This window comes from Streptosporangium sp. NPDC000563 (assembly GCF_040299985.1).
Classification (GTDB): Bacteria; Actinomycetota; Actinomycetes; order Streptosporangiales; family Streptosporangiaceae; genus Streptosporangium.
Genome location: NZ_JBEPDA010000020.1, coordinates 92,245 through 117,706, shown reverse-complemented (window position 1 = coordinate 117,706; position 25,462 = coordinate 92,245). Strand labels below are relative to the sequence as shown.

The window sequence follows — 25,462 nt, the reverse complement described above, 5'->3', positions numbered from 1 at the left end:
GTTGGAACATCGTGACACGCGGTTGCCCTCTCACTCCCGCGTGCCATGCCTGTCCCTTGGACGGTCCTCTCCTCGTGCCCCACTCGATGAGACGCCGCTCACCCACGCTCTAATGCAGGAGAGACCACACCAGTGGCAGTCAAGATCAAGCTCAAGCGGCTCGGCATGATCCGCAACCCGCAGTACCGCATCGTCATCGCCGACAGCCGCACCAAGCGTGACGGCCGGGCGATCGAGGAGATCGGCCTGTACCACCCGAAGGAGAACCCCTCGCGCATCGAGGTCGACTCCGACAGGGCGGCCTACTGGCTGGGTGTCGGCGCGCAGCCGACCGAGCCCGTGCTCAAGCTCCTCAAGCTCACCGGCGACTGGCAGAAGTTCAAGGGCGAGCCGGCTCCGGCCCCGCTCCTGGTCGCCGAGCCCAAGGCCGACCGTCACGCCGTCTACGAGGCCGCGGCCAAGGAGTCGCTCTCCCTGGAGGCCGCCACCACGCCGAAGAAGTCGACCCGCAAGTCGGCTCCCAAGGCTGAGGAGGCCGCTCCCAAGGCCGAGGCCCCCAAGGCCGAAGAGGCCGCCGCCGAGACCCCGGCTGAGCCCACCGCGGCCGCCGAGGAGAAGCCGGAAGGCGAGGCCTGAGGTGCTCGAGGAGGCCCTCGAGCACCTGGTGAAGGGCATCGTCGAGCATCCTGACGACGTCCAGGTTCACGCTCGCCGCATCCGCAGCGGGCGTGTGCTTGAGGTCCGGGTCCACCCCGAGGACCTCGGTAAGGTCATCGGCCGCGGCGGTCGGACGGCCAAGGCGCTTCGCACGGTCGTGAACGCCCTTGGTGACGGCAAGTACGTCCGGGTCGATCTTCTCGACCTGAACGAGGCCCGCTAGCCGGCGAGACGCGTCCATCGAGCGAACGGGCCACCCGCCCAGCGTGGGTGGCCCGTCCGTTTTTCACAGACACCATTACGTGAGGAGGCGGGCGTGCAGCTCGTCGTAGGCCGGATCGGCCGCCCGCACGGACTCCGCGGGGACGTGTCCGTGGAGGTGCGCACCGACGAGCCGGACAGGCGCTTCGCCCCGGGCACCGCACTGGCCACGGACCCCGCGTCGACAGGCCCGCTGGTCGTCGAGTCCCGCCGCTGGCACTCCGGGATCCTGCTGGTCAGGTTCGAGGGCGTGACCGGCCGCGACCGGGCCGAGGAGCTCCGCGGCACCATGCTCGTCATCGACTCGGACGACATCCCGCCACCCGAGGATCCCGACGAGTTCTACGACCACCAGCTCATCGGCCTCACCGTGGTCAAGCCGGACGGCGAGCCGGTGGGAGAGGTGTCCGACGTGCTCCACCACGGCCAGGACCTGCTCGTCGTACGGCGCGGGAAGCCGGGGGCCAGGGGTGCCGGAGGCGCCGGGAGCGCCGAGGTCTACGTGCCGTTCGTCAAGGCGCTGGTCCCGGAGATCGACCTCGCCAAGGGCGTCCTCGTCGTGGACGCCCCCGCCGGACTGCTCGACCCGGACGAGATGGTCTGACATGCGGGTCGACGTCATCTCCATCTTCCCCGAGTACTTCGCCCCCCTCGACGTCTCCCTCATCGGCAAGGCCCGTGAGCGCGGCATCCTCGACGTCCACCTCCACCAGCTCCGCGACCACGCCCACGACGTGCACCGCACCGTGGACGACACCCCCTACGGCGGTGGTCCCGGCATGGTGATGAAGGCCGGCCCGTGGGGGGAGGCCCTCGACGCGGTCCTCGCCTCGGGCCCGGCCGGAGTCCCGAGGATGATCGTGCCGACCCCCAGCGGCGTGCCCTTCACCCAGAGGCTGGCGATGGAGTACGCCGCCGAGCCGTGGCTGCTGTTCACCCCGGCCCGCTACGAGGGCATCGACTCCCGGGTGATGGCCGAGTACGGCGCCCGCATGCGCGTGGACGAGGTCAGCGTCGGCGACTACGTGCTCGCCGGGGGTGAGGTGGCGGTGCTGGTGATGATCGAGGCCGTCGGGCGGCTGCTGCCGGGCGTGCTCGGCAACGTCAACTCGGCGGTGGACGACTCCTTCGCGCCCGGCGCGATGGAGAACCTCCTTGAGGGCCCCGTCTACACCAAACCGCCCGAGTGGCGGGGGCACGAGGTGCCGGAGATCCTTCTCTCCGGGCACCACGGGAAGATCGCCAGGTGGCGGCGCGACCAGGCGCTGCGCCGTACCGCGAGAAACCGGCCCGAACTCCTGGCGGCGCTCGACCCTGAGAGCCTGGACAAGCACGACAGGCGGGTCCTGGCGGAGCTGGAGCCGCCCGAGGCGGGCCAGGCCGGTCCGGCCGCTCTGACCGGTTGATTTCCGGTCGGTCGGGAAAATATGGCAGACTGAAGCGTTGCCGCCGACTGCCCATCCGGTCCCCAGACCGGTTTCATCGCGGCCGGTCGGCCGGCCAGTCCCGAGACATAGTCCACTTCAGCACGCGTGTCCATCGCGACGCCGCTCCGCCGCGGCCGGATGGACCTCCGGGTGCGTTCGTAAATGAGGTACCACTGCCATGCACACGCTGATCAGCGAGCTTGAGAAGTCCTCGCTCCGCACCGACGTCCCGGACTTCCGGCCCGGTGACACTCTTGAGGTCCACGTCAGGGTCATCGAGGGCAGCCGGTCCCGTGTCCAGGTCTTCAAGGGTTTCGTCCTGCGCCGTCAGGGCGGCGGCTCCCGTGAAACCTTCACCGTCCGCAAGGTCAGCTACAGCGTGGGCGTCGAGCGGACCTTCCCGGTGCACAGCCCGGTCATCGAGAAGATCGTCCTGGTGACCCGTGGCGACGTCCGCCGCGCCAAGCTCTACTACATGCGTGACCTGCGCGGCAAGGCCGCCCGCATCCGCGAGAAGCGCGAAGCCCGCTAGGCGCGTCAGCGCCCGTCGGCCTGGCCCGTGCCCCCTTCACCGGGGAGCGGGCCAGTCGCATGTAAGGAGGTTTGACCTCCTATGGCAATACGCATGGCTATGCGGTACCCCGTCACTCAAGCACTTGGTACCGCCCATCATCTAGGCTCGTCAGCGATGACTAGCGAAGACCGGGAGTACGGCGCGGTTTCGCGTCGACCTGTCGAGGACGAGGTGGACGTGGTCGCCGAAGACACTCAGAAGAGCGCCGAGGACGGCAAAGGCAAGAAGAAGGGCTCCTTCTGGAAGGAGTTGCCCGTCCTGGTCGTCGTGGCGTTGGTGCTCGCCCTCGTCATCAAGACCTTCGTGATCCAGGCGTTCTACATCCCATCGGAGTCGATGGAGAACACCCTCCTCACGAACGACCGGGTGCTGGTCAACAAGCTCGTCTACCACGTCCGTGACATCGAGCGCGGCGACGTGGTGGTCTTCTCCGGGGTCGACTCCTGGGACCCCGAGGTTTCCATCGAGGAGCCGTCCAACCCGGTCGCGGGGTTCTTCCGCTGGGTCGGCACCGCCTTCGGGGTGGTTCCCGGTGAGAAGGACTACATCAAGCGGGTCATCGGCGTCCCCGGTGACACCGTGAAGTGCTGTGACGACAAGGGCAGGGTGACGGTCAACGGGGTTCCCCTCGACGAGGACTACCTCTACCCGGGCGACGTGCCGTCCCAGAGCTTCTTCGAGGCCAAGGTCGGTGCGGGCCGTCTGTGGGTGATGGGCGACCACCGGATGGTGTCCCTCGACTCCCGCTCCCACCTCGGCGACCCCGGTGGCGGGACGATCCCGGTGGACAAGGTGATCGGCCGGGCCTTCGTGATCGTGTGGCCGTTCTCCAGGGCCACGACCCTTCCCATTCCCGACATCTTCGGCCAACCGGCCCTCAAGGCGGCCGCGGCCGTGGGAGGGGCGACACCGCTCCTCGCGGGTTTCGCGGGAGCCGTGCCGCTGGTGCTGTGGCGTCGTCGCCTGCTCTCAAGGCGGTAGCGGGATCTCATGACCGTCGAACCCGAGGCTGAGAAGAAAAAGAAGAACGGTAAGGGCGGTGGCCTGCGCGAGTCACTGTTCCTGCTGGTGTGCGGGGTGGTGGTGGCGCTGCTGCTGCAGGTCTTCGTCTTCCAGTCGTTCTACATCCCGTCCGAGTCGATGGAGAACACCCTTCTGGTGGGCGACCGGGTGGTCGTCAACAAGTTGCACGGTGACTCCGAGCGCGGCGATCTTGTCGTTTTCAAGGGCTGGAACAGCGAGGACACCATCAAGCGGGTCATCGCGGTCGGCGGTGACACGGTGAAGTGCTGCGACGCCAAGAAGCGGATCACGGTCAACGGGGTGCCGCTCGAAGAGGGTTCCTATCTCCACCCTGACGACTTCCCCTCGGGGGAGTCGTTCGAGAAGGTCGTTCCCAAGGGGCGGCTGTGGGTGATGGGCGATCACCGCACCGCCTCCGCCGACTCGCGTGCCCACGAGGAGAGGCTGGGGGAGGGGACGGTCGCCGAGAGTGACGTCATCGGCCGTGCCGTCGCGATCTACTGGCCGTTCTCCAGGGCCGCCGTTCTCAGCAGACCGGACAGCTTCCTGAAGGTGAGATAGCGGTACCGAATGCCCCGTAGGGGGCGTACTCTCTGGTCATGGTCGCTGTGCTACCCGTGGTGCCATGACGGTCGCGTTTCGCCCCAGACCCAGCGTGGTCCGGCGGGATTCGGGACTGTACGGCTATGAGCGGGCTCTCGGCCGCCGCGGGCTCGGTCCCGTGGCGGGGGTCGACGAGGCCGGTCGAGGCGCCTGTGCGGGGCCGCTGGTGGTCGCCGCCGTGGTGCTGGGCGGCGGGATCGACGGCCTGGACGACTCCAAGCTGCTCACGGCCTCCCGGCGCGAGTCGCTGTACGAGCGGATCACGGCGACCGCGCGGGCGGTGAGCGTGGTGGTGATCCCGCCGGGTGAGATCGACGCCCAAGGGCTGCACAGATCCAACATCGGAGGAATGCGCAGGGCGGTGGCGCGACTACCCTGTCACCCCGGCTACGTTCTGACCGATGGGTTTCCCGTCCCCGGCCTGCCCGCACCGTCGCTGGGCGTGTGGAAGGGAGATCAGGTGGCGGCCTGCATCGCCGCGGCCTCGATCGTGGCCAAGGTGACGCGGGACGAGATGATGGTGGCGCTGCACGAACGCCATCCCCGGTACGGCTTCGCCGTGCACAAGGGGTATGGCACCGCCGACCATCGCAGGGCTCTCAGAACCTACGGCCCGTGTCCGGATCACCGCTTCTCGTTCTCGACGGTGGCGCGGTCAGGAGCGGGCGAGGTGATGGGTGAGAATGAAGTGGGGGCCGGTGCCGTCTGATCGGGCGGGCCGGGGTGGGCGTTTAACAGGAGGACCGGTATGAGCGCAGAGGATCTCGAAAAGTACGAAGCCGAGATGGAGCTGCAGCTTTACCGTGAGTACCGCGACGTTGTCGGCCTCTTCACCTATGTCGTGGAGACCGAGCGGCGCTTCTATCTCACCAATTCCGTCGATCTTGACGTGCGCACCGCCGAGAACGGTGACGTGTTCTTCGACGTGAAGATGCAGGACGCCTGGGTCTGGGACATGTACCGCCCGGCGAGGTTCGTCAAGAACGTCCGTGTGGTGACCTTCAAGGACGTGAACGTCGAGGAGCTCGCCAAGCCCGACCTGGAGATGCCGAAGGAGGGTTTCTCCTCCTGAGCGGCTTTCCTCGACGGCCTTGAGGGGGTTCGCCCACGAAAGGTCGAGGGCTCCAGGGGGCTCCTGAGGCTCAGAGGGCTCTTGAGGACAGATGAGGGCAGCCGAGCGGCCTGAGGCGCCGTACGTGACCGAGCGGACACGAGAGGTTGTCCACAGGCGTGCGCGCTGCCCGGCCGGTTTTCCACAGATCCGCATTCGGTTCTTCGACGGTGCGGTGAGCTGAGCGAAGGTCTGGAACCGGAGGTGGTTCCATGGCCGCGAAGGACGAGCTCGGCAAACACGGCGAACAGCTCGCCGTCGACTATCTGCTCGCACACGACCTGCAGATTCTGGATCGCAACTGGCGGTGCCCCGACGGGGAGATCGACGTCGTCGCCCGAGAAGGGGACACGCTCGTCGCGGTGGAGGTGAAGACCCGCTCGGGTCGCAGTCACGGAACCGCCTTCGAGGCGGTCACGGACGCGAAGATCTCCCGCCTGCGCAGACTCGCGGCCAGATGGCTCGCCGAGTGTGAGGACCGGTGCCGGTTCGAGGCGATCCGCGTCGATGTCGTCGCCCTGGAGCGGTTCGCCGGGGATTTCGTCGTCCGCCACGAGCGGGGGGTGTGCTGATGCCTCCCCGACTCTCAGGGGCTCCGGAGGCTCCCGGCCTGTCATGGATCGTTCGCTCCCCTCGGGGGGTGAGGTGAGTGGCCGTCGCGCGCACGCGCTGTGTGGCCCTGGTCGGGGTGACCGGCCGTCTCGTCGAGGTCGAGGCCGATGTCGGCAGCGGAGTGGCGGGTCTCCACCTCATCGGGATGCTCGACACCGCGCTGAGCGAGGCCCGCGACCGGGTCCGTTCCGCGCTGGTCAACAGCCGATACGCCTGGCCAGACTCCCGGATCACGGTGAGCCTGTTCCCCGCCAGCCTGCCCAAACGCGGAAGCCTGTTCGATGTCGCGATCGCGATGGCCCTGCTCGCGGCGGCGGGATTCGTGCCCGCGGCGAGGGTCGCCGAGCCGTTCTTCCTGGGCGAGCTGGGCCTGGACGGCTCGATCAGGCCGGTGCGGGGCGTGCTCCCCGCCGTGCTGGCGGCCGTCGCCGCCGGTGCCCGCACCGTCGTCGTTCCGGCTCGTAACGCCGCCGAGGCCGGTCTCGTGCCGGGGGTGACCGTGGTTCCGGCGACCACGCTGAGCGCGCTGGTGAGCTGGTTGCGGACCGAAGGGCCGGTAGGGGGCCTCCCGCCCGGTTCTGGAGGAGCCGGTTCCGGTGGGGGCGGGGGAGGCGGGGCCGGTGCCACGGATCGCGATTCGAGGGCCGGGGGTCCTGCCCCGCGGGGACTTCCCGGAGCGGCGGGCCCCGAAGACGCCTGCGGTGCGGGGGAGGAGTCCGGTGACGTCCCCGATCTGGGAGACGTCGCCGGGCAACCTCTCGCCCGTCGCGCGCTGGAGATCTGCGCCGCCGGCGGGCACAACCTCTGGATGCTCGGTCCTCCGGGGACGGGAAAGACCATGCTCGCCGAGCGGTTGCCGACTCTGCTTCCCACCCTGGAGCGGGACCAGGCGCTGGAGGTGACCGCGATCCACTCGGTCGCCGGTGTGCTGCCCAAGGACCGTCCCCTGCTGGTCCGCCCGCCGTTCGTGGCGCCCCACCACACCGCGACCGTCGCGTCCGTCATCGGCGGGGGCAGTGGGATGATCCGCCCTGGGGCCGTCTCGCTGGCTCATCGGGGGGTGCTCTTCCTGGACGAGGCCCCCGAGTTCTCGACGACCGTTCTCGACGCGCTCAGACAGCCGCTCGAATCGGGGCAGGTGACGGTCTCCCGGGCGCTGGCCACGGTGACCTTCCCCGCCAGGTTCGTGCTGGTGCTGGCGGCCAACAGGTGCCCGTGCGCGCGGCCCTCCACCCCGGACGACCCGTGCGCGTGCGCTCCCGCGGCCCGCCGCCGCTATCTCGCCCGGCTCTCCGGCCCGCTGCTCGACCGGGTGGACATCAAGGTCGGCCTGTTCCGTTCGACCAGGCGCGAGCTTCTCGCCGACCGCCGGTTCATCGAGCCGAGCCGGGTGGTGGCCGAGCGGGTGCTGTTCGCGCGTGAGCGGGCCGCCAAGCGGTTCGCGAACACGCCGTGGCGCTGCAACGCGGAGATGCCCGCCCGTGCCCTCCATACCGAATACCGGCCACCGGCAGTGGCGATGTCCCCGCTGCTCGGGCATCTCGACAGCGGCCGGTTGAGCGCCCGGGGCCTCGATCGGATTCTCCGGGTGGCCTGGACCCTCGCCGATCTCGCGGGCAAGGATCGGCCGGAGCTCCACGAGACCCAGTCCGCGCTCGGGCTCTGGCTGGGGGAGGAACGATGAGCGACAGACTGGCACGACTCACCCTGATGCGCCTGGCCGAGCCGGGCGACACCGTGATGGGCGCCCTCGTGGCCCTACGCGGTCCCGAGGCCGCCGTCGCCCTGATCCGCGAGGGCGCCGCGGGCGCGGATCTCACCCGATGGTTCGCCGGCGCCCACGGCCGCCCGGCCGGAAACCCCGGTCCACCGGTCGGAGACCTCGGTGCGTCGGCCGGAGACCTCGGTTTTGGAGTTCTCGGTCCATCGGTTGCAGAGCCCGGCTCGGCTTTTGGAGGCCCCGGTTCTGGAGGCCCCCGCTCACCTGCCGGCAACCTCGGCTCGCCGGGTGGGGTCACCGGCCTATCGGTCGGGAGGCTCGATCCATCCGGCGGTGCCCCATCCGGCTGTGTCCCGTCCGGCGGTGTCCTGTTCGGCGGTCGCTCCGAATGCGGTCGCCCCGAAGGCGAGTGCTCTGAGGCGGGTGACGGCTCGGGGGCGGTGCGGGATGGGCGGCTCGCGGCCAGGATCGACAGGGCGGTCGCCTCCTGGGCGGCCAGGCTGAGGACGGCCGACCCTGGGCGCGACCTGGCCGAGGGCGAGCGGATAGGGGCGAGGCTGGTGACTCCCGGTGATTCCGAATGGCCGACCCAGCTGGACGACCTGGGAGACTCCCGGCCCCACGCCCTCTGGCTCCACGGTGACGCCGACCTGCGGTTCTCCTGCCTCAGATCCGTCGCGGTCGTCGGTTCCCGAGCCGCCACGCCGTATGGCGCGCACGTGGCGGCGGAGCTCGGAGCGGGGCTGAGCGAGCGAAGGTGGGGGGTCGTCTCCGGCGGTGCGCACGGCATCGACGGGGCCGCCCACCGGGGTGCCCTCGCCGGTGAGGGGCCGACCGTCGCCGTGCTCGCCTGCGGCGCCGACGTCGCCTATCCCAGCGCGCACCAGCAGTTGTTCGCCGCCATCCGGTCGCAGGGGGTGCTGGTCAGCGAGTGCCCCATGGGCGCGCACCCGACCAGGCCGAGGTTTCTCATCAGAAACCGCCTCATCGCGGCCCTGACCAGGGGCGCCGTGGTCGTCGAGGCGGCCGTGCGAAGCGGGGCGCTCAACACCGCCGGACACGCGATCGCGCTCAACCGTCATCTGGCCGCGGTGCCGGGCCCGGTGACCTCGGAGTTCTCCGTGGGGTGTCATCGGCTGATCCGCCAGGGCAGGGCCACCTGCGTCACCGGTCCCGAAGAGGTGATCGAGCTCGTCGGAACGATGGGCACCGACCTGGCCCCGGAGCCGCGCGGCCCGGTGCTTCCCCGAGATCGGCTCGACCCCGAGAGCCGGAAGGTCGTCGAGGTCATGCCCACCCGGGTCGGTGTGGGGCCCGCCACGATAGCCGTCGCCGCGGGCGTCGACCTGGAGACCGTGCTCTCCTGCCTCGGAGGTCTGGCCGCCGCGGGTTACGTCGAACGCGTCTCCCGGGGCTGGCGTCTCCGCCCCGACCGCCCTCCCGGCGGGTGAAGCCCTCTTCTCGGTGGGGTCATGGGAGCGGGGTGGGCCGGGTGGCTTCCGGCCGATGGTGACGGTCAGCGCGGTCTCGGTGGGGTCATGGGGGCGGGGCGGGCCACACGGGAAGCAGGCGGACCTGGCCGTGGCCGAGGAGGAGTAACGGGTCGAGATAGGCGCGGTCACGGAGCAGGCCCCAGTGCAGGCAGGTGGCGGGGCAGTGCCCGGGGGCGTCCTGAAGGGTGCCGATCACCTCGCCGACGGCCACCGCCTGCCCGCGCCGCACCGAGGCCTGGACGGGCAGGTAGGTGGTCCGCAGGCCACCGGGGTGGAGCACGGTCACCACGCCCCGGTCCGCGAGCGGCCCGGCGTAACCGACCGTTCCCGCTCCCGCGGCGCGCACCTCGGCTCCGGGAGACGCGGAGAGGTCGGTGCCCCGGTGACCGGCCAGCCACGGCTGGGCGGGTGGCGCGAAGCCCCTGAGCACCCGTGGCCGTCCGCTGAGCGGCCATTCCCAGAGGGAGGACTCAGAAGGAGGGGACCCTCCGGAAGGGGGAGCGGACTTCCTGGCACGGGATCCCCCTGGAGCCATGGAAGCGGACTCCCCGGAAGGGGAGGTGACGGGTGCTCCAGCGGGGGGTGTCGTTCCCGCGTGGCCGTGCGCGGCCGTGCGGGCGGTCGCGGGGGTGCTCATGGGAGCCGCCGTGCCATATGCGCGGCCGGTCGCGTCTACGGGGGGTGCGAGGGAGGTCACGCGGTGGGCGCCAGCCGGTGTGGCCAGGACCAGTGAGCACAGCAGGGCTCGCAGCCCCATGGGGTGGACGGTCTTCATGTCGGCAAGCATGAAGACCCGTGCCGCGGCGGAGATGGACCGAACGGGATTCTGTGGACAGTGGGCGGTAGACGTGGCCAAGCCGGGCGGCGTGACTGAGGATGGGGAGAAAGGACGGCCCAGGACGTCGTGAGAGCGGGGATCGCGTGGTCGAAGAGCGTATTCGCGAGCTGGCGGGGGAGGTGGGCGTCGAGTTGCCGCCGGTACGGGTGAGCGGGGACGATCCGGTACTGCCCTCCGTCTTCCGGGTGGGCACCGCCGCCGCCGTCGCCGTCGGGGCCGCCACCGGGGCGGCGGCCGCGCTCAGAGGAGGCGGAAGCCGGGCCGCCGTGGACGTGCGGGAGGCGGCGATCGCCTTCCTGGACGAGCGCCACTTCAGGATCGACGGAGCGGCCGTGGATCCGTGGGCGCCCCTTTCCGGTGACTACCGCACCGCCGACGGCTGGGTTCGGCTGCACTGCAACTTCGACCATCACCGTGACGCGGCCCTCGCGGCGCTCGGACTGCCCGAGGGGGCGGACGGGGACGCCGTCGAACGCGCCTGCGCGAGCCGTGGCGCCGTTGAGGTCGAGGAGGCGGTGACGGCCGCGGGAGGATGCGCCGCCGCCATGCGCGACCACGCCGGGTGGCGTGGGCATCCGCAGTCACGGGCGGTCGCCGCGTCACCGCCGGTCCACCTGACCCGGGTCGGAGCCCGGGGCGGTGCGAGGACCGGCGCCTCGAAAGGCGGGGAAGGGCGGGCGCTCGACGGGGTGCGGGTGCTCGACCTGACCAGGGTGATCGCCGGACCGGTGGCGACCCGCACTTTGGCCGCCCACGGTGCCCAGGTGCTCCGGGTGGGTGCCGGGCACCTTCCCGAGGTGCCGGGGCTGGTGGTCGGCACCGCGTTCGGCAAGCGCTCCTGTCATCTCGACCTGAGGACCCCGGCCGGGCGCGCCGCACTGCGCGACCTGGTGGCGGGGGCCGATGTGCTCGTGCAGTCCTACCGTCCCGGGGCTCTCGAGGCGCTGGGGTTCGGCCCCCGGAGGCTGGCGGAGATCAGGCCGGGGATCGTGTGCGTCGACGTCTCGGCGTACGGGGGGCAGGGGCCGTGGGCGGGCAGGCGCGGGTTCGACAGCCTGGTGCAGATGGCGTGCGGCATCGCTCACGAGGGCGGCGACGGAGCGCGGCCCCGGCCGCTGCCCGCCCAGGTCCTCGACCACGCCACCGGTTACCTGGCCGCCTTCGGCGCGATGGCCGCACTGCTCCGCCGATCCGCCGAGGGGGGCTCCTGGCGGGTGGAGCTCTCCCTGGCCCGGACCGCGCGATGGCTGGACGACCTCGGCCGGGTCGACGGAGCGGTCACGCCGGAGCCCGATGTCACCGGCATGATCGAGGAGATGGACAGCGCCTTCGGCCGTCTGACCTATCTCCGGGCGCCGGGAACGATCGACGGTGTGTCGCCGTACTGGTCGAGCCCGCCTCCGGAGAGGGGCGAGCACCCGCCCACCTGGTGGTGAGGTCTTCCGCGGGCTCTGGAAGGCGAGTCAGGGGGAGGGTGAGGTCATCGGGTTCGGGGGGCGGAGGGGTGGCGCAGCGGGGAGAGCCAGATCCACGCGGCCGCGGTCAGCACCCCGGCCGCGGAGATCCAGAACACCGGGCGCAGTCCGAGCAGTTCACCGGAGAGGCCGCCCGCGAGACCGCCGAGGGTGAGGACACCCTGGATCATGAAGGCCTGCGTGGCGTTGACCCGGCCGCGCAGTTCGGCAGGGGTCTCGCGCAGGGTGATGGCGCCCATGCAGACGGCGAAGGCCACGACGGCCACGCCGGAGATCACCGCGCTGACGGCCAGGAGAAGGAAGCTGCGCCACACCGGTCCTGAGGTGAGCGCGACGATCACGAAGTCGACGGGGAAGAGCAGTACGGAGCAGGCCAGTACGCGGTTCTCGCCGTACCGTCCGGTCAGGCGCGAGACGACGGCCGCGCCGAGCAGGCCGCCGACGCCGAAGAAGGCGGTGATGGCGCCGACCAGCCCTCCGGCCAGGCCGAGCTCGTTGAGCGCGTAGATCACGAACAGTGCCATGTAGGCGCTGCCGAAGAAGTTGATCGTGATACCGGCGCCGCAGAGCGCGCGGAGCGTCGGGTGCCCGGCCACCGTGGCCAGGCCCTCGCGGATCTCGGTCCACATGCCGCGCCGGGGAGCGGGGGTGTGGTTCTCCGGCGCCTTGATCGATCTGATCAGGAACGCCGAGGCCAGGAACGACACCGCGTCGACCAGGAGCGCGAACGGCGCCGTGATCAGCTGGACGAGCAGTCCGGCGAGACCGGGTCCGGCGACGGTCGCCACGGCGAAGGCCGACTGGAAACCCGCGAGGGCTTCGGTCCGCTGACTCTCGTGGACCACCGTGACCAGGTGCGGGAAGTTGACCGCTCGGAAGATCACCGAGCAGGTGCCGACGACGAACGCCACCGCGATCAGCCACGGCACGCTCAGCGACCCGGTGATCCAGGCCGCGGGGATCGTGGCCATGGCGACGGCCGAGACCGTGTCACAGGCGACCATGACCGGCCGGTGCCGCCTCAGCCGGTCGGCGAGGGCACCCGCCTGGAGACCGATCAGCAGGTAGGGCAGGGAGGTCGCGGCGGTGAGCATGCCCATCTGGGCCGGGGACGCGCCGAGCAGGACGGCGGCGGTCAGTGGTACCGCGAGCCGGGAGATCTCCGTGCCGGTCTCGGTGACGGCACGGGCGGAGAGCAGGAGCCGGTAGTCGCGTTGTCTCCGCAGGGGCCCCGGCTTGACCGCGGAGGACTCGGCAGCGGTGGGGGACAGGGAGGGCGCTGAGGGCTTAGAGCGCGCTGAGGGCGCTGAGGGCGCGGAGTCGTCAGGGGTGACGGGGGTGGTGGAGGTCACGGTGCCCCGTCCCCTTTCCGCCTCAGAAAATTCTGAAAGGAATGCTTCATAAGTGTGAAGATAACCCTTCATAGTTATGAAGGCAATGCTTCACGTATGGAGTGGGTACGGTCTGCACATGACCGAGGCATCGACGCGCAAGTCCCTCACCGATCCCACCGCGATGCGCGCGCTGGCGCACCCCGCGCGGCTCGCGATCCTGAACCGGCTCCAGGCCGAGGGGCCCTGCACCGCGACCGAGGTCGCCGAGGTCGTCGGGATCACCCCCAGTGCGGCCAGCTACCACCTGCGCATGCTCGCCAAGTACGGCTTCGTCGAGGACGCGCCCGTGCGCGACGACGGCCGCGGTGACGGCAGGGAGCGTCTGTGGCGCTCCAGCGCCACAGGCTTCAGCGTCAGCCCCGATCCGGACGACGGTCCGGACGTGCGTGGCGCCAAGGAGTTCCTGATCAAGGCGTTTCGGGAGCAGGCGGCGGACGAGGCGAGCAGGGCGCTGGAGAATCTTGAGCGGGAGTCGCGTGAGTGGCGCGACGCCGCGCTGTTCAGCCGGGTCCTCCTGCTGGTCGACGCCGAGGAGTTGAAGGCGCTGAACGAGCGGATCGAGGAGTTGCTCGCCCCCTACAAGACCACCGTCAGGGATCGAGAGGACGCCCCGCCCGGGGCTCGGGTCTCCGAGGCGCAGGTCAGCCTCTTCCCCCGGGCCCGGCGCCGGCCGCACGGCCTTCCACGCGACGCGTAAGGGGTGCTTGACGTCCCAAGGTCGGGGAGAGGCGCGGTTACGGGTACACTTTTTGGTGGCCTGTGAGTCATGGGCCGACTTCGCATGCCCCGTCAAGAACCGGGATCCCTCGGTCCGGGCGAGAGCTCGGCTGGATCCGGTTCGGGGCATCAGGGCGACAGCCGAGGGCTGTCGCGTCCAACCGAGAACAGCGCCCAGAGATGGGTGCCCCGATCTGGAGGACGATCAATGTCCACCCCCGTCGTCACCATGCGACAGCTGCTGGAAAGCGGCGTTCACTTCGGCCACCAGACCCGGCGCTGGAACCCGAAGATGAAGCGCTTCATCTTCACCGAGCGCAACGGCATCTACATCATCGACCTCCAGAAGTCGCTGGCCTTCATCGACAGGGCCTACGACTTCGTCAAGGAGACCGTCGCGCACGGCGGCACGATCATGTTCATCGGCACGAAGAAGCAGGCCCAGGAGGCCATCGCCGAGCAGGCCGCCCGTGTCGGCATGCCGTATGTCAACCAGCGCTGGCTGGGCGGCATGCTCACCAACTTCTCCACCGTGCACAAGAGGCTCCAGCGCCTGAAGGAGCTGGAGGAGCTCGACTTCGACAACGTGGCCGCCTCGGGGCTCACGAAGAAGGAGCTCCTCATGCGCCGCCGCGAGAAGGAGAAGCTTGAGCGCACCCTCGGCGGCATCCGGGACATGTCCCGGATCCCGAGCGCCGTGTGGGTCGTCGACACCAAGAAGGAGCACATCGGGATCAGCGAGGCTCGCAAGCTTCACATCCCGGTCGTGGCCATTCTCGACACCAACTGCGACCCCGACGAGGTCGACTACCCGATCCCGGGTAACGACGACGCGATCCGCGCCGTCGGTCTGCTGACCCGCGTCGTCGCCGACGCCGTCGCCGCCGGTCTCATGGCCCGCGCCGGCGCCAACCGTGGCGGGGACGACAAGCCGGCCGTCGCCGGTGGCGCCGAGCCGCTGGCCGAGTGGGAGCAGGAGCTGCTCGCGGGCGGCGCCGACAGCGCTCCGGCCGCCGAGGCCGAGACCGCGGAGGCCCCTGCCGAGACCGCCGAGGCCCCGGCCGAGGCTGCGGAGGCTCCCGCCGCCGAGGTCGCGGACGCTCCGGCCGCCGAGGCCGAGTCCACCGAGAAGCAGGCCTAGGTCACTTCCGTACGGCTCCTTCGGCCGTACGACCCGCAAGACCCTTCCGGGTGGGTGCCGCTCAGTTGGGGCACCCACCCGATCCACGACGATTCCCACGAGGAAAAGACAATGGCTTCCGTGAACATGGCCGACGTCAAGCGGCTTCGTGAGCTGACCGCCGCCGGCATGATGGACTGCAAGAAGGCTCTCGAGTCGTCCGAGGGCGACTTCGACCGCGCGGTCGAGATCCTCCGCCTCAAGGGCGCCAAGGACGTCGGCAAGCGTGAGGCCCGCACCGCCTCCAACGGCCTGGTCGCCCTGAAGCAGGAGGGTGACTCCGCCGCCGCGCTGCTCGAGCTCAACTGCGAGACCGACTTCGTCGCCAAGGGCGAGCGTTTCCAGGAGCTCGCGGCCCAGGTGGTCGACCACATCCTGGCCACCAAGCCGTCCGACGTGCCCTCGCTGCTCGACTCCGAGCTCGCCGGCAAGAGCGTCAAGACGCACCTCGACGAGGCCAACGCCGCGCTCGGCGAGAAGATCGAGATCCGTAGGTTCGCCGTGCTCGAGGGCGGTTTCATCGGCGCCTACATGCACAAGACCGACCCTCAGCTCCCCCCGGCGGTCGGTGTGCTCGTGCAGCTCGACTCCCCGAACGGCGACGTCGCCAAGGACATCGCGCAGCACGCCGCGGCGATGGCCCCGAAGTACCTCAGCCCCGCCGAGGTCCCGGCCGACGTCATCGAGAAGGAGCGCGCGCTCTTCGAGGAGATGACCCGCGAGGAGGGCAAGCCCGAGGCCGCCATCGGCAAGATCGTTGATGGCCGGGTCAACGGCTGGTACAAGGACTTCACCCTCCTTGAGCAGTCCTTCGTCAAGGACAACAAGAAGTCGGTCGCGAAGTTCGCGGACGAGAACGGCGTCAAGGTCCAGGCCTTCGTCCGCTTCAAGGTCGGCCAGGCCTGATCCCTGACATCCGCTCTTCAGGCAGAGCATCAAACGAGGAGGCCGCCGCCGTGCAGGAGAACACAGGACCCGCTACGCCGGCGGTTTCTTCGTACTCGGATCCGCTTCGCTGGAAGCGGGTGATGTTGAAGCTGTCCGGGGAGGCGTTCGCCGGCGGTGAGCCGCTGGGCATAGACCCGGGCGTCGTGAGCCACCTCGCGGACTCGATCGCCGAGGCCGTCCGCGGCGGTGTGCAGGTCTCGGTCGTCGTGGGCGGCGGCAACATGTTCCGGGGCGCCACCCTGTCCGAGCGCGGCATGGACCGCGCGAGGGCCGACTACATGGGCATGCTCGGCACGGTCATCAACTGTCTGGCCCTCCAGGACTTCCTGGAGAAGCGGGGGATCGACACCCGCGTTCAGACGGCGATCACCATGCAGCAGGTCGCGGAGCCGTTCCTGCCCCGCCGTGCCATCCGCCACCTGGAGAAGGGCCGCGTGGTCATCTTCGGGGCGGGGCTCGGCTCGCCGTTCTTCTCCACCGACACCTGCGCCGCCCAGCGAGCGCTGGAGATCGGTGCCGAGGCGCTGCTCAAGGGGACCCAGGTGGACGGCGTCTACGATGCCGACCCCCGTAAGAACCCCGATGCCGTCCGGTTCGACCATCTCGAATACGGTGAGGTGCTGACCCGTGGCCTCGGGGTCATGGACGCCACCGCCATCAGCCTGTGCATGGACAACAACCTTCCCATCGTGGTCTTCGACCTCATGGGTGAGGGCAACATCATGCGGGCGGTACGCGGTGAGAAGATCGGCACGCTGGTGAGCCCGGCACGGTGACGAGCCGGCACGGGGCCGAAACGGTGCCAGGACCGGCACGGTGACGAGCCGGTAGAGCAAGAAGCGAGCCCGACGTAGCCGCGGAGTGGTACGCGAGGTAGGAGCGTCCCGTGAAGCGAGCGAGGAGTGGTGAGCGACCAGAGGACAGGAAGCGAGCCCGACGTAGCCGCGGAGTGGTACGCGAGGTAGGAGCGTCCCGTGAAGCGAGTGAGGAGGGCGCGTGACCGAGAAGACAGGGTGCGAACCTGACGTAGCGAGCCGAGCGGTACGCCATTGTGGTGGTCCGGTGGACCTCCGGCGTGATGGCCTCCCGCGAAGTGCGTGAGGATGGGGAGTGACCGAGAAGACAGGGAGCCGCTGTGATCGACGAAACCCTCCTCGAAGCCGAGGAAAAGATGGACAAGGCTGTGTCGGTGGCGAAGGACGACTTCGCGGGCATCCGCACGGGTCGGGTCACCCCGTCGATGTTCAACAAGATCAGCGCTGAGTACTACGGGACACCCACCCCCATTCAGCAACTCGCCTCGTTCCACGTGCCCGAGGCGCGCATGGTCATCATCCAGCCTTTCGACAAGAGCTCGATGGCCGCGATCGAGAAGGCGATCCGCAACTCGGACCTCGGTGTGAACCCCGGTAACGACGGAGCGGTGATCCGCGTGGCCTTCCCCGAGTTGTCGGAGGAGCGCCGCAAGGAGTACATCAAGGTCGCCAGGAACAAGGCGGAGCACTCCAAGGTCTCCATTCGCAACATCCGGCGCAGCGCCAAGGAGACCCTGGACAAGATGATCAAGGATGGCGAGGCCGGCGAGGACGAGGTGCGCCGGGCGGAGAAGGAGCTCGACGACCTCACCCAGAAGCATGTCGCCAAGATCGACGAGCTGCTCAAGCACAAGGAAGCCGAGCTGCTCGAGGTTTGAGCCATGATCCTTGTCCCGCGCGGGCCGTCCGTGCGGGACAAGGATTTTGTGTAGGTATGAAAGTAGGACCCCCTGTGGAACCCGTGGCGGGCAGTAGCCGTACCGGCCGTAATCTCCCCGTCGCGGCGGCGGTGGGGCTCGCCCTGGCGGCGATCATCATCGCCTCCCTCTACTTCGTGAAGGTGCTCTTCCTCGCCGTGGTGGTCGCCGCGGTGGGTATCGGAGTGACGGAGCTGGTCCGCTCGTTCGAGGCCAGAGGCATCAAGGTCCCCCTCGTCCCGGTGCTGGCAGGCATGGCCGCGATGCTGGCCGCGGCCTACTGGGGCGGGGATCTGACCGGCTCGGCCTGGGGCGGGACGGCCTGGCTGGTCGGCGTCTTCGCGATGACCGTGCTCGGGCTGATGATCTGGCGGATGTTCCTGGGCACGGAGAACTACGTCCGCGACACCGCCGCGACCATCCTGGTCGTCGTCTACCCCTCCCTGCTCGTCGGGTTCGTGGCGTTGTTGCTCGCCAACCCCGACCAGGGGCCCGACCGGGTGGTCGTTTTCATCGCCACCACCGCCGCGAGCGATATCGGCGGATATTTCGCCGGAATCACCCTGGGCCGGCACAAGATGGCCCCGGTGATCAGCCCGAAGAAGACCTGGGAGGGCTTCGCGGGGTCGGCGCTGGCCTGCATGGCGGTGGGCGGCTGGCTGGTGGCGTGGCTGCTGGAGGCCGACATCTGGAAGGGCGTCCTGATCGGCGCGGTCGTGGTGGTCTTCGCCACGCTCGGTGACCTGATCGAGTCGGTGATCAAGCGAGATCTCGGTGTCAAGGACATGGGCAGTGTGCTTCCCGGCCACGGCGGCATGATGGACCGCCTCGACTCCCTCGTCGCCACGCTGATCCCGGTCTGGGTGCTGCTCACCCTGCTGGTCTGAGCCCGCCCCGATCCGGACCTGCCCTGCTCTGAGGCCGCCCGTGGCATCCCGCCCGGGCGCGGTGCGGCCGTCACCCGTCGCCACCCGTACGAGTCCGGGGGCATCCGATCATCCCGTCCCGGTGAGCCGGGTCGCGGACAGGCGCGGCAGCACCGCCCGGTAGCCCTCGGCGGAGACCAGGTTCAGCTCGTCCGGGGTGATCGGGACGAGCCAGAGCCACTGGACGGAGTCGCCGCCGAAGGAGAAACCCGACAGGTCAGGCAGTCCCGGCAGCCCGGTCAGCATCATCACACCGCCGTAGGCGGAGCCGAGCGGGAAGGTCTCAGGGCGGTGATACCACCTGGCGGTGTGGCCGTGACCCAGCCAGGTGACCGAGTGCCACGGATACTGTCCCAGCCACAGGAACAGCCGGGCCGCGTCGCGGGCGTCACCGGGGGAGGCGACGGCGAGCTCCACCCGGGCGTACGCGTCCGGGCGGTCGATGTACTGCTCGACGGTGGGCATCCGCTGGCAGCTCATCCCGACCGTGGACAGGATCGTGTGCTCCCTGCCGCGTTCCGGCGGGCGTTCCGTGATGCCCACCGCGGGCATCCGCTCGCCCCCCGCGTCCCAGAATCTGCCCGCGGTGCCGACCTTGCGGTCCAGATGGCCCATCACGAACTGCTGGAACGAGGCCCAGGCGCCGTCTCCGCCACGCCACTCCCAGTAGGCGCGCGCCTTGGCGATCCGAGGGGCCAGGCCGTCGTGGGCGTCCTCCAGCGACCAGGCGAACGGGGACTCGCCCAGGGCGTCACGGGAGTAGCCGGGCATTCCCCGGCTCATGTCCGCCCATCCAGGAATGACCGCGAGCAGCTCGTCGTTCTCGTACAGGGCGACGCCGTCGCCCTCCTCGAACCACAGCGATCGCAGCGCGCCCAGGGGCCCTCTGCCGCCGGGGTGACGGGTGTTCGCCCTGGGGGCGACCGGTGGCAGTTCGGCCTCCAGGCGGTCCTGGTCGATTCCGTCCGGGGCCGGGCCGTGGTTGGCCAGCCAGACGGCTCCGTGCACCGTCCCTCCCGGCCCGCACAGGTAAGCTACCGAGGAAGTCTCGTCACGTTCGACCACCAGGGTGCGGCTTCCGTAGGGATTGATGTCGGTAAGCACGACCTCGACGCCGTCTCCCCGCTCTCCTGCGGGGCCCGTGGGGCGGTTTGTCGCCATACCTCCGGACTCTAGATCACTGTCGGGCACCGCTTCGAGCAATCGCGTAACCGTTGAGAGAAGGCGTTGGACTTGTCGACCGTCAGCCCGTCCGGGACCCCCGCACCCGGCCAGCTCACCTTCGTGGCGCCGCGCAGGGCCAAGCCCGCCCGCCATCTGGCCGACCTGACCATGGCCGAGCGCCGCGCGGTCGTCGCCGAGCTGGGTGAGAAGCCGTTCCGCGCCGACCAGCTCTCCCGGCACTACTTCGAGAAGCTCAACGGTGATCCCGAGCTGATGACGGACCTTCCGGCCGCGGCGAGGGAGAAGTTCGCCACCGCGCTGTTCCCCACGCTGCTCACCTCGGTCAGGGAGATGACCACCGACGCCGGCACCACCCGTAAGACGCTGTGGCGGCTCTTCGACGGCGCGTTGGTCGAGTCGGTCCTCATGCGCTACAGCGACCGTACGACGATGTGCGTGTCGTCGCAGGCCGGATGCGGTATGAACTGCCCGTTCTGTGCCACGGGTCAGGCGGGCCTCACCCGCAACATGACCACCGCCGAGATCGTCGAGCAGGTCGTCGCCGGGGCTCGCGCGCTCGCGGCCGGTGACGTCCCGGGTGGTCCGGGACGGGTCAGCAACGTGGTCTTCATGGGGATGGGCGAGCCGCTGGCCAACTACAAGGCCGTGATCGGCGCCGTGCGCCGCATGGTCGAGCCCGCCCCCGACGGCCTGGGCATCTCCGCCAGGGGCGTCACCGTCTCCACGGTCGGCCTGGTCCCGGCGATCGGCAAGCTCGCGGCCGAGGGCCTGCCGGTGACGCTCGCGCTCTCGCTGCACGCCCCCGACGACGAGCTCCGCGACACCCTGGTGCCGATCAACACCCGCTGGAAGGTCGCCGAGGTCCTCGACGCGGCCTGGGACTACGCGGCCAGGACCAAGCGCCGGGTCTCCATCGAGTACGCGCTGATCAAGGACATCAACGACCAGGAGTGGCGCGCCGACCTGCTCGGCAAGCTGATCAAGAACAAGCTGGTGCATGTCAACCTGATCCCGCTCAACCCGACCCCGGGTTCCAAGTGGACCGCCTCCCGCCCGGAGGACGAGCGGGCCTTCGTCCGGCGCCTGGAGTATCACGGCGTGCCGGTGACGGTCCGCGACACCCGGGGCCGTGAGATCGACGGCGCCTGCGGCCAGCTCGCCGCCGCCGAGTAGCCCTCACCGTACGGTTGCGCCCCCCGGGGCACTCCCCGCCCGCGGGGAGCTGACCTCCCACCCGAGCCTCGGCTCTTTCGGCACCCCGGAAGGCGCCCGCCACAGCGGGCGCCTTCGTCGTTCCGCCCCCTTGCCGCGATCACGCCCCCATCGTCCGGTATCCCGTACGGCGGCGACCATCCCGCCGACGACCGTCCTGTCGGTGAGGCGGCGACCAATCCGTCAGCAACCCAGCGACGAAACCGTCAGCAACCCAGCGACCATCCTGTCAGCAGATCTCGGGCTGCGACAGCTTTTCCCATGTTCAGCGGCTTGCAGCCCTTCTCGGCGGGGGCGTTCCGCAACGTGCGGAAGGGCCCCGCCGAGAAGCCCTTGGCCGAACCCGAGTCATTCTCGCGACGGGGGCATGCCAGTGCGGCGAGACCACGCTGGTCCGAAACGGGAGCCGTCCGGCCGCGAAATACGGCGTCGGCGGGGGCAGGCCATACACGACCTCGTAGGAAAACCTCGGTTCAGGGGTTCAGGCGGCGCAGGCGTGTGTACAGCAGGAGGCTCGCGGCGGTCCAGAAGAGGGTGGCGGCGGAGACGGGGAGCAGGACCTCCCCGAGCAGGCCGGCGTTGGCGGCGCGCATCCAGGGCATGATCGGCACCGCGAGGTGGCCCGCGGGGGTGAGGCTGATCAGCAGCAGGGCGAGATAGCCGCCGAGGAGGGCGAGCATCGAGACGGCCGGGGAGGCGAGGATCGGGCGGCTGGTGAGGGCGCCCAGGGCCGTTCCCGCGCTCACGCCGAGCCCGTGCAGCGCGACGCCGCTCGCCAGGTCGGCGGGGGTGGGCATGGCGGCGAAGCCGTGCAGCAGCGGTAGCCCGACCGCGATCGCCGCCATGCCGAGGTTGACGGTGAGTGCGGCGAGCAGCCCGGCTCCGATCTCGCGGCCGGGACGTCCGGCGGCCGTCATGGAGATCAGCCGCTGTGTCGGAGGTTCGGTGTCGAGCAGCCCTCGGGCGGCCCAGGCGAAGACGAGGATCAGCAAACCGGCCGAGTCCGCGTACGCGGGCAGCTCCTTGCCCGGCGGGGCGAGCGTCGAGTAGAAGACGAACAGCATGGCGAAGAGCCCGATCGTCGGCTGGAACAGCCGGTGTGACCGGGCGTAGGCGGAGAGCTTGAAGCGGACGAGATGGATCACGATGACCGCCTGGTGAGGTAGCCGTCGGCACGGAGCTTCTGCTCCACCTCGTCGGCGTCGCCCGCGTCCACGATCACCTCGATCACCACCTGCGGGGACGAGCTTTCCGAGGGGGATCGAGGGGGCGGCGAGAGCTCCTTCGAGACGTCCGGGGAGTGCCGTGCTCCGGGGGTGTCTCGCGAAGTGGAGGCGTCCTGCGGAGGGGGGATGTCTCGCGGAACGGGAGAGTCCTGTGGAGCGGCGGTGGGAGGTGCCGCGGAGTCGCGGGCGCCGACGGTGACGTCGCCGTTCGCGACGAGCCAGTGATCGGCGCCGGGGAAGTGCCGAAGTTGGTTCTGGTGGTCGCTGACCACGACCGTACCGCCGCGGGCGGCGATCTCTTCGATGATCACGGGGAGTTCGGTGCGGGTCTGCTCGTCGAGCCCGGCGAAGGGCTCGTCCAGGATCAGCAGGTCCGGCGGGGCGAGCAGCGACTGGATGAGCCCGATTTTCTGCGCGCTGCCCTTGGACAGGTCACCGAGCGGCTGGTCCAGCAGATGGGCGGCGTTCAGTCGCTCCGCCAGGTCCCCGGCCGTGGAGGCGGAGGAGGAGAGCCCCCGGATCCTGGACATGTGGGCGAGGTAGGCGGCGACGGTGAACGGCTGCTCCACCGGGAACACGTCGGGGGCGTAGCCGATGACCTTGGGCCGGTCGGCGATCGAGCCTTGGGACGGGGGGACGAATCCCGCCATCAGCCGCAGCAGCGTCGATTTTCCGGCGCCGTTGCGGCCGGTTACCTCGATGACGGAACCGGGACGGACGGTGAGCTCGACGTCCCGCAGGATCCAGGGGCCGCGCCGCGAGTATCGAAAGGACACCGTGGAGAGCCGCATGAACCGCAACATTACCGGTGATCATGCCGGAGTTCGCCGTTGATCGCCGGCCGTGATGCGATCTGCCCCCTGGAAGCGGGCCCGACCTGATAAACAAGCAAATAAGAGGATTTCCAGGAAGCCGCGCTCGGCAGGTCACCCGGCTCACCACGCTCGACTTCTCGGCCTCTCCCGGTTCGCCGCCACACGGCGGGGGAGTGCTCGGGGCCTGTCAGCGGGTACCCCAGGAGTAGGTTTGCTTGTGAAGCTTGAGATAGACGAAGGTCTCGGTGGCCCTGACGGTCGGGATGGCCCGGATCTTGCCGAGGATCTCCAGAAGATGCTGGTCGCTCTCGCAGACGACCTCGACCATGATGTCGAGCGACCCCGCGGTCAGCACCACGTAGTCGATCTCCCTGATGGCGGACAGCTCGTCGGCCACCGTCTCCAGGTCGCCCTCGCACTTGATGCCGATCATGGCCTGACGGGGGAAGCCCAGGGTGAGCGGGTCGGTCACCGCGACGATCTGCATGACTCCGGCGTCGAGCAGGCGCTGCACCCGCTGGCGTACGGCGGCCTCGGAGAGCCCCACGGCCTTGCCGATCGCGGCGTACGGCTTGCGCCCGTCCGTCTGCAGTTGCTCGATGATCTGCTTGGAGATCTCGTCGAGGACGACGGGGCCGGGCCTGGCGTCGTTTTCGCGGCGAACCTTGGGCGGCGTCGTCATGGGCGCTCCCTGGCGTCATGTTGCGGGGCTGTTGCCGGCATGTTGCGGCTCCGATGCGACATGCTGTCAGTTCCGGCGCCTCTGTCAAGCGATTTCGTAGCAATTTGGTATCTTAACAACGAAATCCCTTGTCGTGGGACTCTCGCTCTGTAAGAGTCGCGACAACTCAGCCCCGATCCATAGGAGGCCGACGGTGACCACCCCGGTTGAGACCAACGAACTCCCCCGCCTGCGGAACTACATCGACGGCGAGCTCGTGGAGGGCAGGAGCGGCCGGTTCTCCGACGTCATCGATCCGTGCACCGGCGAGATCTACCTTAAGGCCCCCGTCTCGGGCACCGAGGACATCGACGCGGCGTACGCCGCGGCCGCCGCCGCGTTCGAGTCATGGAGTCAGGCCACCCCGGGCGAGCGCGCCAACCTCCTCCTCAAGGTGGCCGACGCGATCGACGCGAGGGCCGATGAGCTGAACGAGGCCGAGTGCCTCAACACCGGCAAGCCGCGCGCCCGGATGGCCGAGGACGAGACCCCGGTCGCCTCCGACCACTTCCGCTTCTTCGCGGGGGCCGCGCGCACGCTGGAGGGCCCGACGTCCGGCGAGTTCCTCGCCGACCACACCTCCGTCATCAGGCACGAGCCGATCGGCGTGGTGGGCCAGGTCACCCCCTGGAACTACCCGATGATGATGGCGGTCTGGAAGATCGCCCCGGCGCTCGCCGCGGGCAACACCGTGGTGCTCAAGCCCTCCGACACCACCCCCGTCTCCACGGTCAAGCTGGCCGAGATCATCGGAGACGTCCTGCCCAAGGGCGTCTTCAACGTCGTCGTCGGCGACCGGGAGACCGGCGCGCTGGTCGTCGGTCACCCGACCGCCTCGATGGTCGCGATCACCGGTTCCGTCGGCGCGGGAATGGCCGTGGCCAGGAGCGCCGCCGAGGACCTCAAGCGGGTCCACCTGGAGCTGGGCGGCAAGGCGCCCGTCATCGTGTTCGACGACGTCAAGGACCTGAAGTCCGCCGCGGAGTCCATCGCCACCGCGGGCCTGTACAACGCGGGGCAGGACTGCACCGCGGCCTGCCGCGTGCTGGTCCACGAGGACGTCCACGACGAGTTCGTGGCCGCGCTCACCGAGGCGGCGGCGAGCACCGTGACCGGAGACCTCTCCGAGGAGAGCGCCCTGTACGGCCCGCTCAACAACGCCGACCAGCTGGCCCGCGTCACCGGCTTCATCGACCGGGCCCCCGGCCACGCCAAGGTCCTGACCGGCGGGAACCGGGTCGGCGACCGCGGTTACTTCTTCGCCCCCACCGTCGTCGACGGCCTCAGGCAGGACGACGAGATGGTGCAGAACGAGGTGTTCGGGCCGGTCATCACCGTCCAGACCTTCACCGACGAGGCCGACGCGGTCGCCAAGGCCAACGGCGTCAAGTACGGCCTGTCCGGCTCGGTGTGGACCTCCGACCACGGCCGGGCGATGAGGGTGTCGAACCGCCTCGACTTCGGCGTGGTATGGGTCAACACCCACATCCCGTTCGTCTCGGAGATGCCGCACGGAGGCTTCAAGCACTCCGGTTACGGCAAGGACCTGTCCGTTTTCGGCCTGCACGACTACCTGCGCGTCAAGCACGTCATGCACTACATCGGCGAATAG

General features: G+C 69.7%; 27 protein-coding genes. 21 read left to right on the top strand and 6 right to left on the bottom strand.

Annotation, left to right across the window (positions count from 1 at the left end; translation table 11 throughout):
* The first annotated feature begins 132 nt into the window (after positions 1-132).
* The 12 genes from rpsP to dprA all read left to right on the top strand — a co-directional run bounded on the left by rpsP (position 133) and on the right by dprA (position 9,439).
* Positions 133-636, top strand: coding sequence for a 30S ribosomal protein S16 (gene rpsP, locus ABT352_RS31890; RefSeq protein ID WP_350948696.1), 504 nt, complete (start codon positions 133-135; stop codon positions 634-636).
* A 1-nt stretch (position 637) separates the two neighbouring features.
* Positions 638-880 (top strand): RNA-binding protein, encoded by a 243-nt coding sequence (locus tag ABT352_RS31885; protein ID WP_329091253.1) that lies wholly within the window; start codon positions 638-640, stop codon positions 878-880.
* Positions 881-973: 93 nt separating this feature from the next.
* A complete protein-coding gene (gene rimM, locus ABT352_RS31880; RefSeq protein WP_350948695.1) occupies positions 974-1,522 on the top strand; it encodes a ribosome maturation factor RimM in 549 nt (182 codons plus the stop codon).
* A gap of 1 nt (position 1,523) precedes the next feature.
* The gene (trmD, locus tag ABT352_RS31875; protein WP_350948694.1) at positions 1,524-2,324 is read left to right on the top strand and encodes a tRNA (guanosine(37)-N1)-methyltransferase TrmD; all 801 of its coding nucleotides are present in this window, start codon (positions 1,524-1,526) and stop codon (positions 2,322-2,324) included.
* 199 nt (positions 2,325-2,523) lie between these two features.
* On the top strand, positions 2,524-2,877 hold the full coding sequence (gene rplS / locus ABT352_RS31870) for a 50S ribosomal protein L19 (protein WP_350948693.1): 354 nt from the start codon (positions 2,524-2,526) through the stop codon (positions 2,875-2,877).
* Positions 2,878-3,033: 156 nt separating this feature from the next.
* Complete coding sequence (lepB, locus tag ABT352_RS31865; RefSeq protein WP_350948692.1) at positions 3,034-3,900, top strand: signal peptidase I; 867 nt, start codon at positions 3,034-3,036, stop codon at positions 3,898-3,900.
* A gap of 9 nt (positions 3,901-3,909) precedes the next feature.
* On the top strand, positions 3,910-4,503 hold the full coding sequence (gene lepB, locus ABT352_RS31860) for a signal peptidase I (protein WP_350948691.1): 594 nt from the start codon (positions 3,910-3,912) through the stop codon (positions 4,501-4,503).
* A 64-nt stretch (positions 4,504-4,567) separates the two neighbouring features.
* The gene (locus ABT352_RS31855) at positions 4,568-5,254 is read left to right on the top strand and encodes a ribonuclease HII (RefSeq protein ID WP_350948690.1); all 687 of its coding nucleotides are present in this window, start codon (positions 4,568-4,570) and stop codon (positions 5,252-5,254) included.
* Positions 5,255-5,293: 39 nt separating this feature from the next.
* Positions 5,294-5,617 (top strand): DUF2469 domain-containing protein, encoded by a 324-nt coding sequence (locus ABT352_RS31850; RefSeq protein ID WP_350948689.1) that lies wholly within the window; start codon positions 5,294-5,296, stop codon positions 5,615-5,617.
* Positions 5,618-5,868: 251 nt separating this feature from the next.
* Entirely contained in the window at positions 5,869-6,228 is a 360-nt protein-coding gene (locus tag ABT352_RS31845) for a YraN family protein (RefSeq protein WP_350948688.1), read from the top strand.
* 77 nt (positions 6,229-6,305) lie between these two features.
* Positions 6,306-7,952: a YifB family Mg chelatase-like AAA ATPase gene (locus tag ABT352_RS31840; RefSeq protein WP_350948687.1), complete on the top strand. Its 1,647-nt coding sequence runs from the start codon at positions 6,306-6,308 to the stop codon at positions 7,950-7,952.
* On the top strand, positions 7,949-9,439 hold the full coding sequence (dprA, locus tag ABT352_RS31835) for a DNA-processing protein DprA (RefSeq protein ID WP_350948686.1): 1,491 nt from the start codon (positions 7,949-7,951) through the stop codon (positions 9,437-9,439). Before ABT352_RS31840 ends, dprA begins: the two co-directional genes overlap by 4 nt.
* An 85-nt stretch (positions 9,440-9,524) precedes the next feature.
* Here the strand turns inward: dprA and ABT352_RS31830 are convergent, their stop codons facing one another.
* The gene (locus ABT352_RS31830; protein WP_350948685.1) at positions 9,525-9,911 is read right to left on the bottom strand and encodes a murein hydrolase activator EnvC family protein; all 387 of its coding nucleotides are present in this window, start codon (positions 9,909-9,911) and stop codon (positions 9,525-9,527) included.
* A 491-nt stretch (positions 9,912-10,402) separates the two neighbouring features.
* Between ABT352_RS31830 and ABT352_RS31825 the strand changes: the two genes are divergently transcribed.
* Positions 10,403-11,755 carry a CoA transferase gene (locus ABT352_RS31825; protein ID WP_350948684.1) on the top strand — a complete coding sequence of 451 codons (1,353 nt, stop codon included), beginning with the start codon at positions 10,403-10,405 and terminating at the stop codon, positions 11,753-11,755.
* 44 nt (positions 11,756-11,799) lie between these two features.
* On the opposite strand, the gene ABT352_RS31820 is transcribed toward ABT352_RS31825, so the two are convergent.
* The gene (locus tag ABT352_RS31820) at positions 11,800-13,146 is read right to left on the bottom strand and encodes an MFS transporter (protein ID WP_350948683.1); all 1,347 of its coding nucleotides are present in this window, start codon (positions 13,144-13,146) and stop codon (positions 11,800-11,802) included.
* 118 nt (positions 13,147-13,264) lie between these two features.
* Here ABT352_RS31820 and ABT352_RS31815 point away from each other — a divergent pair, with 118 nt between their 5' ends.
* The 6 genes from ABT352_RS31815 (at position 13,265) to ABT352_RS31790 (ending at position 18,652) form a co-directional block, all read left to right on the top strand.
* The gene (locus ABT352_RS31815; RefSeq protein WP_350948682.1) at positions 13,265-13,885 is read left to right on the top strand and encodes an ArsR/SmtB family transcription factor; all 621 of its coding nucleotides are present in this window, start codon (positions 13,265-13,267) and stop codon (positions 13,883-13,885) included.
* A 228-nt stretch (positions 13,886-14,113) separates the two neighbouring features.
* The gene (gene rpsB, locus ABT352_RS31810; protein WP_350948681.1) at positions 14,114-15,046 is read left to right on the top strand and encodes a 30S ribosomal protein S2; all 933 of its coding nucleotides are present in this window, start codon (positions 14,114-14,116) and stop codon (positions 15,044-15,046) included.
* Between the two features lie 111 nt (positions 15,047-15,157).
* On the top strand, positions 15,158-15,991 hold the full coding sequence (gene tsf, locus ABT352_RS31805; RefSeq protein ID WP_350948680.1) for a translation elongation factor Ts: 834 nt from the start codon (positions 15,158-15,160) through the stop codon (positions 15,989-15,991).
* A 50-nt stretch (positions 15,992-16,041) separates the two neighbouring features.
* The gene (gene pyrH, locus ABT352_RS31800; RefSeq protein WP_386201145.1) at positions 16,042-16,809 is read left to right on the top strand and encodes a UMP kinase; all 768 of its coding nucleotides are present in this window, start codon (positions 16,042-16,044) and stop codon (positions 16,807-16,809) included.
* Between the two features lie 359 nt (positions 16,810-17,168).
* Positions 17,169-17,726 (top strand): ribosome recycling factor, encoded by a 558-nt coding sequence (gene frr / locus ABT352_RS31795; protein WP_350948678.1) that lies wholly within the window; start codon positions 17,169-17,171, stop codon positions 17,724-17,726.
* 56 nt (positions 17,727-17,782) lie between these two features.
* Positions 17,783-18,652 carry a phosphatidate cytidylyltransferase gene (locus ABT352_RS31790; RefSeq protein WP_350948677.1) on the top strand — a complete coding sequence of 290 codons (870 nt, stop codon included), beginning with the start codon at positions 17,783-17,785 and terminating at the stop codon, positions 18,650-18,652.
* Positions 18,653-18,760: 108 nt separating this feature from the next.
* On the opposite strand, the gene ABT352_RS31785 is transcribed toward ABT352_RS31790, so the two are convergent.
* A complete protein-coding gene (locus tag ABT352_RS31785) occupies positions 18,761-19,852 on the bottom strand; it encodes a suppressor of fused domain protein (RefSeq protein WP_350948676.1) in 1,092 nt (363 codons plus the stop codon).
* 72 nt (positions 19,853-19,924) lie between these two features.
* On the opposite strand from ABT352_RS31785, the gene rlmN reads away from it, so the two are divergent.
* The gene (gene rlmN / locus ABT352_RS31780; RefSeq protein ID WP_350948675.1) at positions 19,925-21,049 is read left to right on the top strand and encodes a dual-specificity RNA methyltransferase RlmN; all 1,125 of its coding nucleotides are present in this window, start codon (positions 19,925-19,927) and stop codon (positions 21,047-21,049) included.
* Between the two features lie 512 nt (positions 21,050-21,561).
* Here the strand turns inward: rlmN and ABT352_RS31775 are convergent.
* The 3 genes from ABT352_RS31775 to ABT352_RS31765 form a co-directional block, all read right to left on the bottom strand.
* Positions 21,562-22,233, bottom strand: coding sequence for a hypothetical protein (locus tag ABT352_RS31775; RefSeq protein ID WP_350948674.1), 672 nt, complete (start codon positions 22,231-22,233; stop codon positions 21,562-21,564).
* Positions 22,230-23,117 (bottom strand): ABC transporter ATP-binding protein, encoded by an 888-nt coding sequence (locus ABT352_RS31770; protein WP_350948673.1) that lies wholly within the window; start codon positions 23,115-23,117, stop codon positions 22,230-22,232. Before ABT352_RS31770 ends, ABT352_RS31775 begins: the two co-directional genes overlap by 4 nt.
* Before the next feature lie 199 nt (positions 23,118-23,316).
* Entirely contained in the window at positions 23,317-23,811 is a 495-nt protein-coding gene (locus ABT352_RS31765; RefSeq protein ID WP_329091340.1) for an Lrp/AsnC family transcriptional regulator, read from the bottom strand.
* A 193-nt stretch (positions 23,812-24,004) separates the two neighbouring features.
* On the opposite strand from ABT352_RS31765, the gene ABT352_RS31760 reads away from it, so the two are divergent.
* The gene (locus ABT352_RS31760) at positions 24,005-25,462 is read left to right on the top strand and encodes a gamma-aminobutyraldehyde dehydrogenase (RefSeq protein WP_350948672.1); all 1,458 of its coding nucleotides are present in this window, start codon (positions 24,005-24,007) and stop codon (positions 25,460-25,462) included.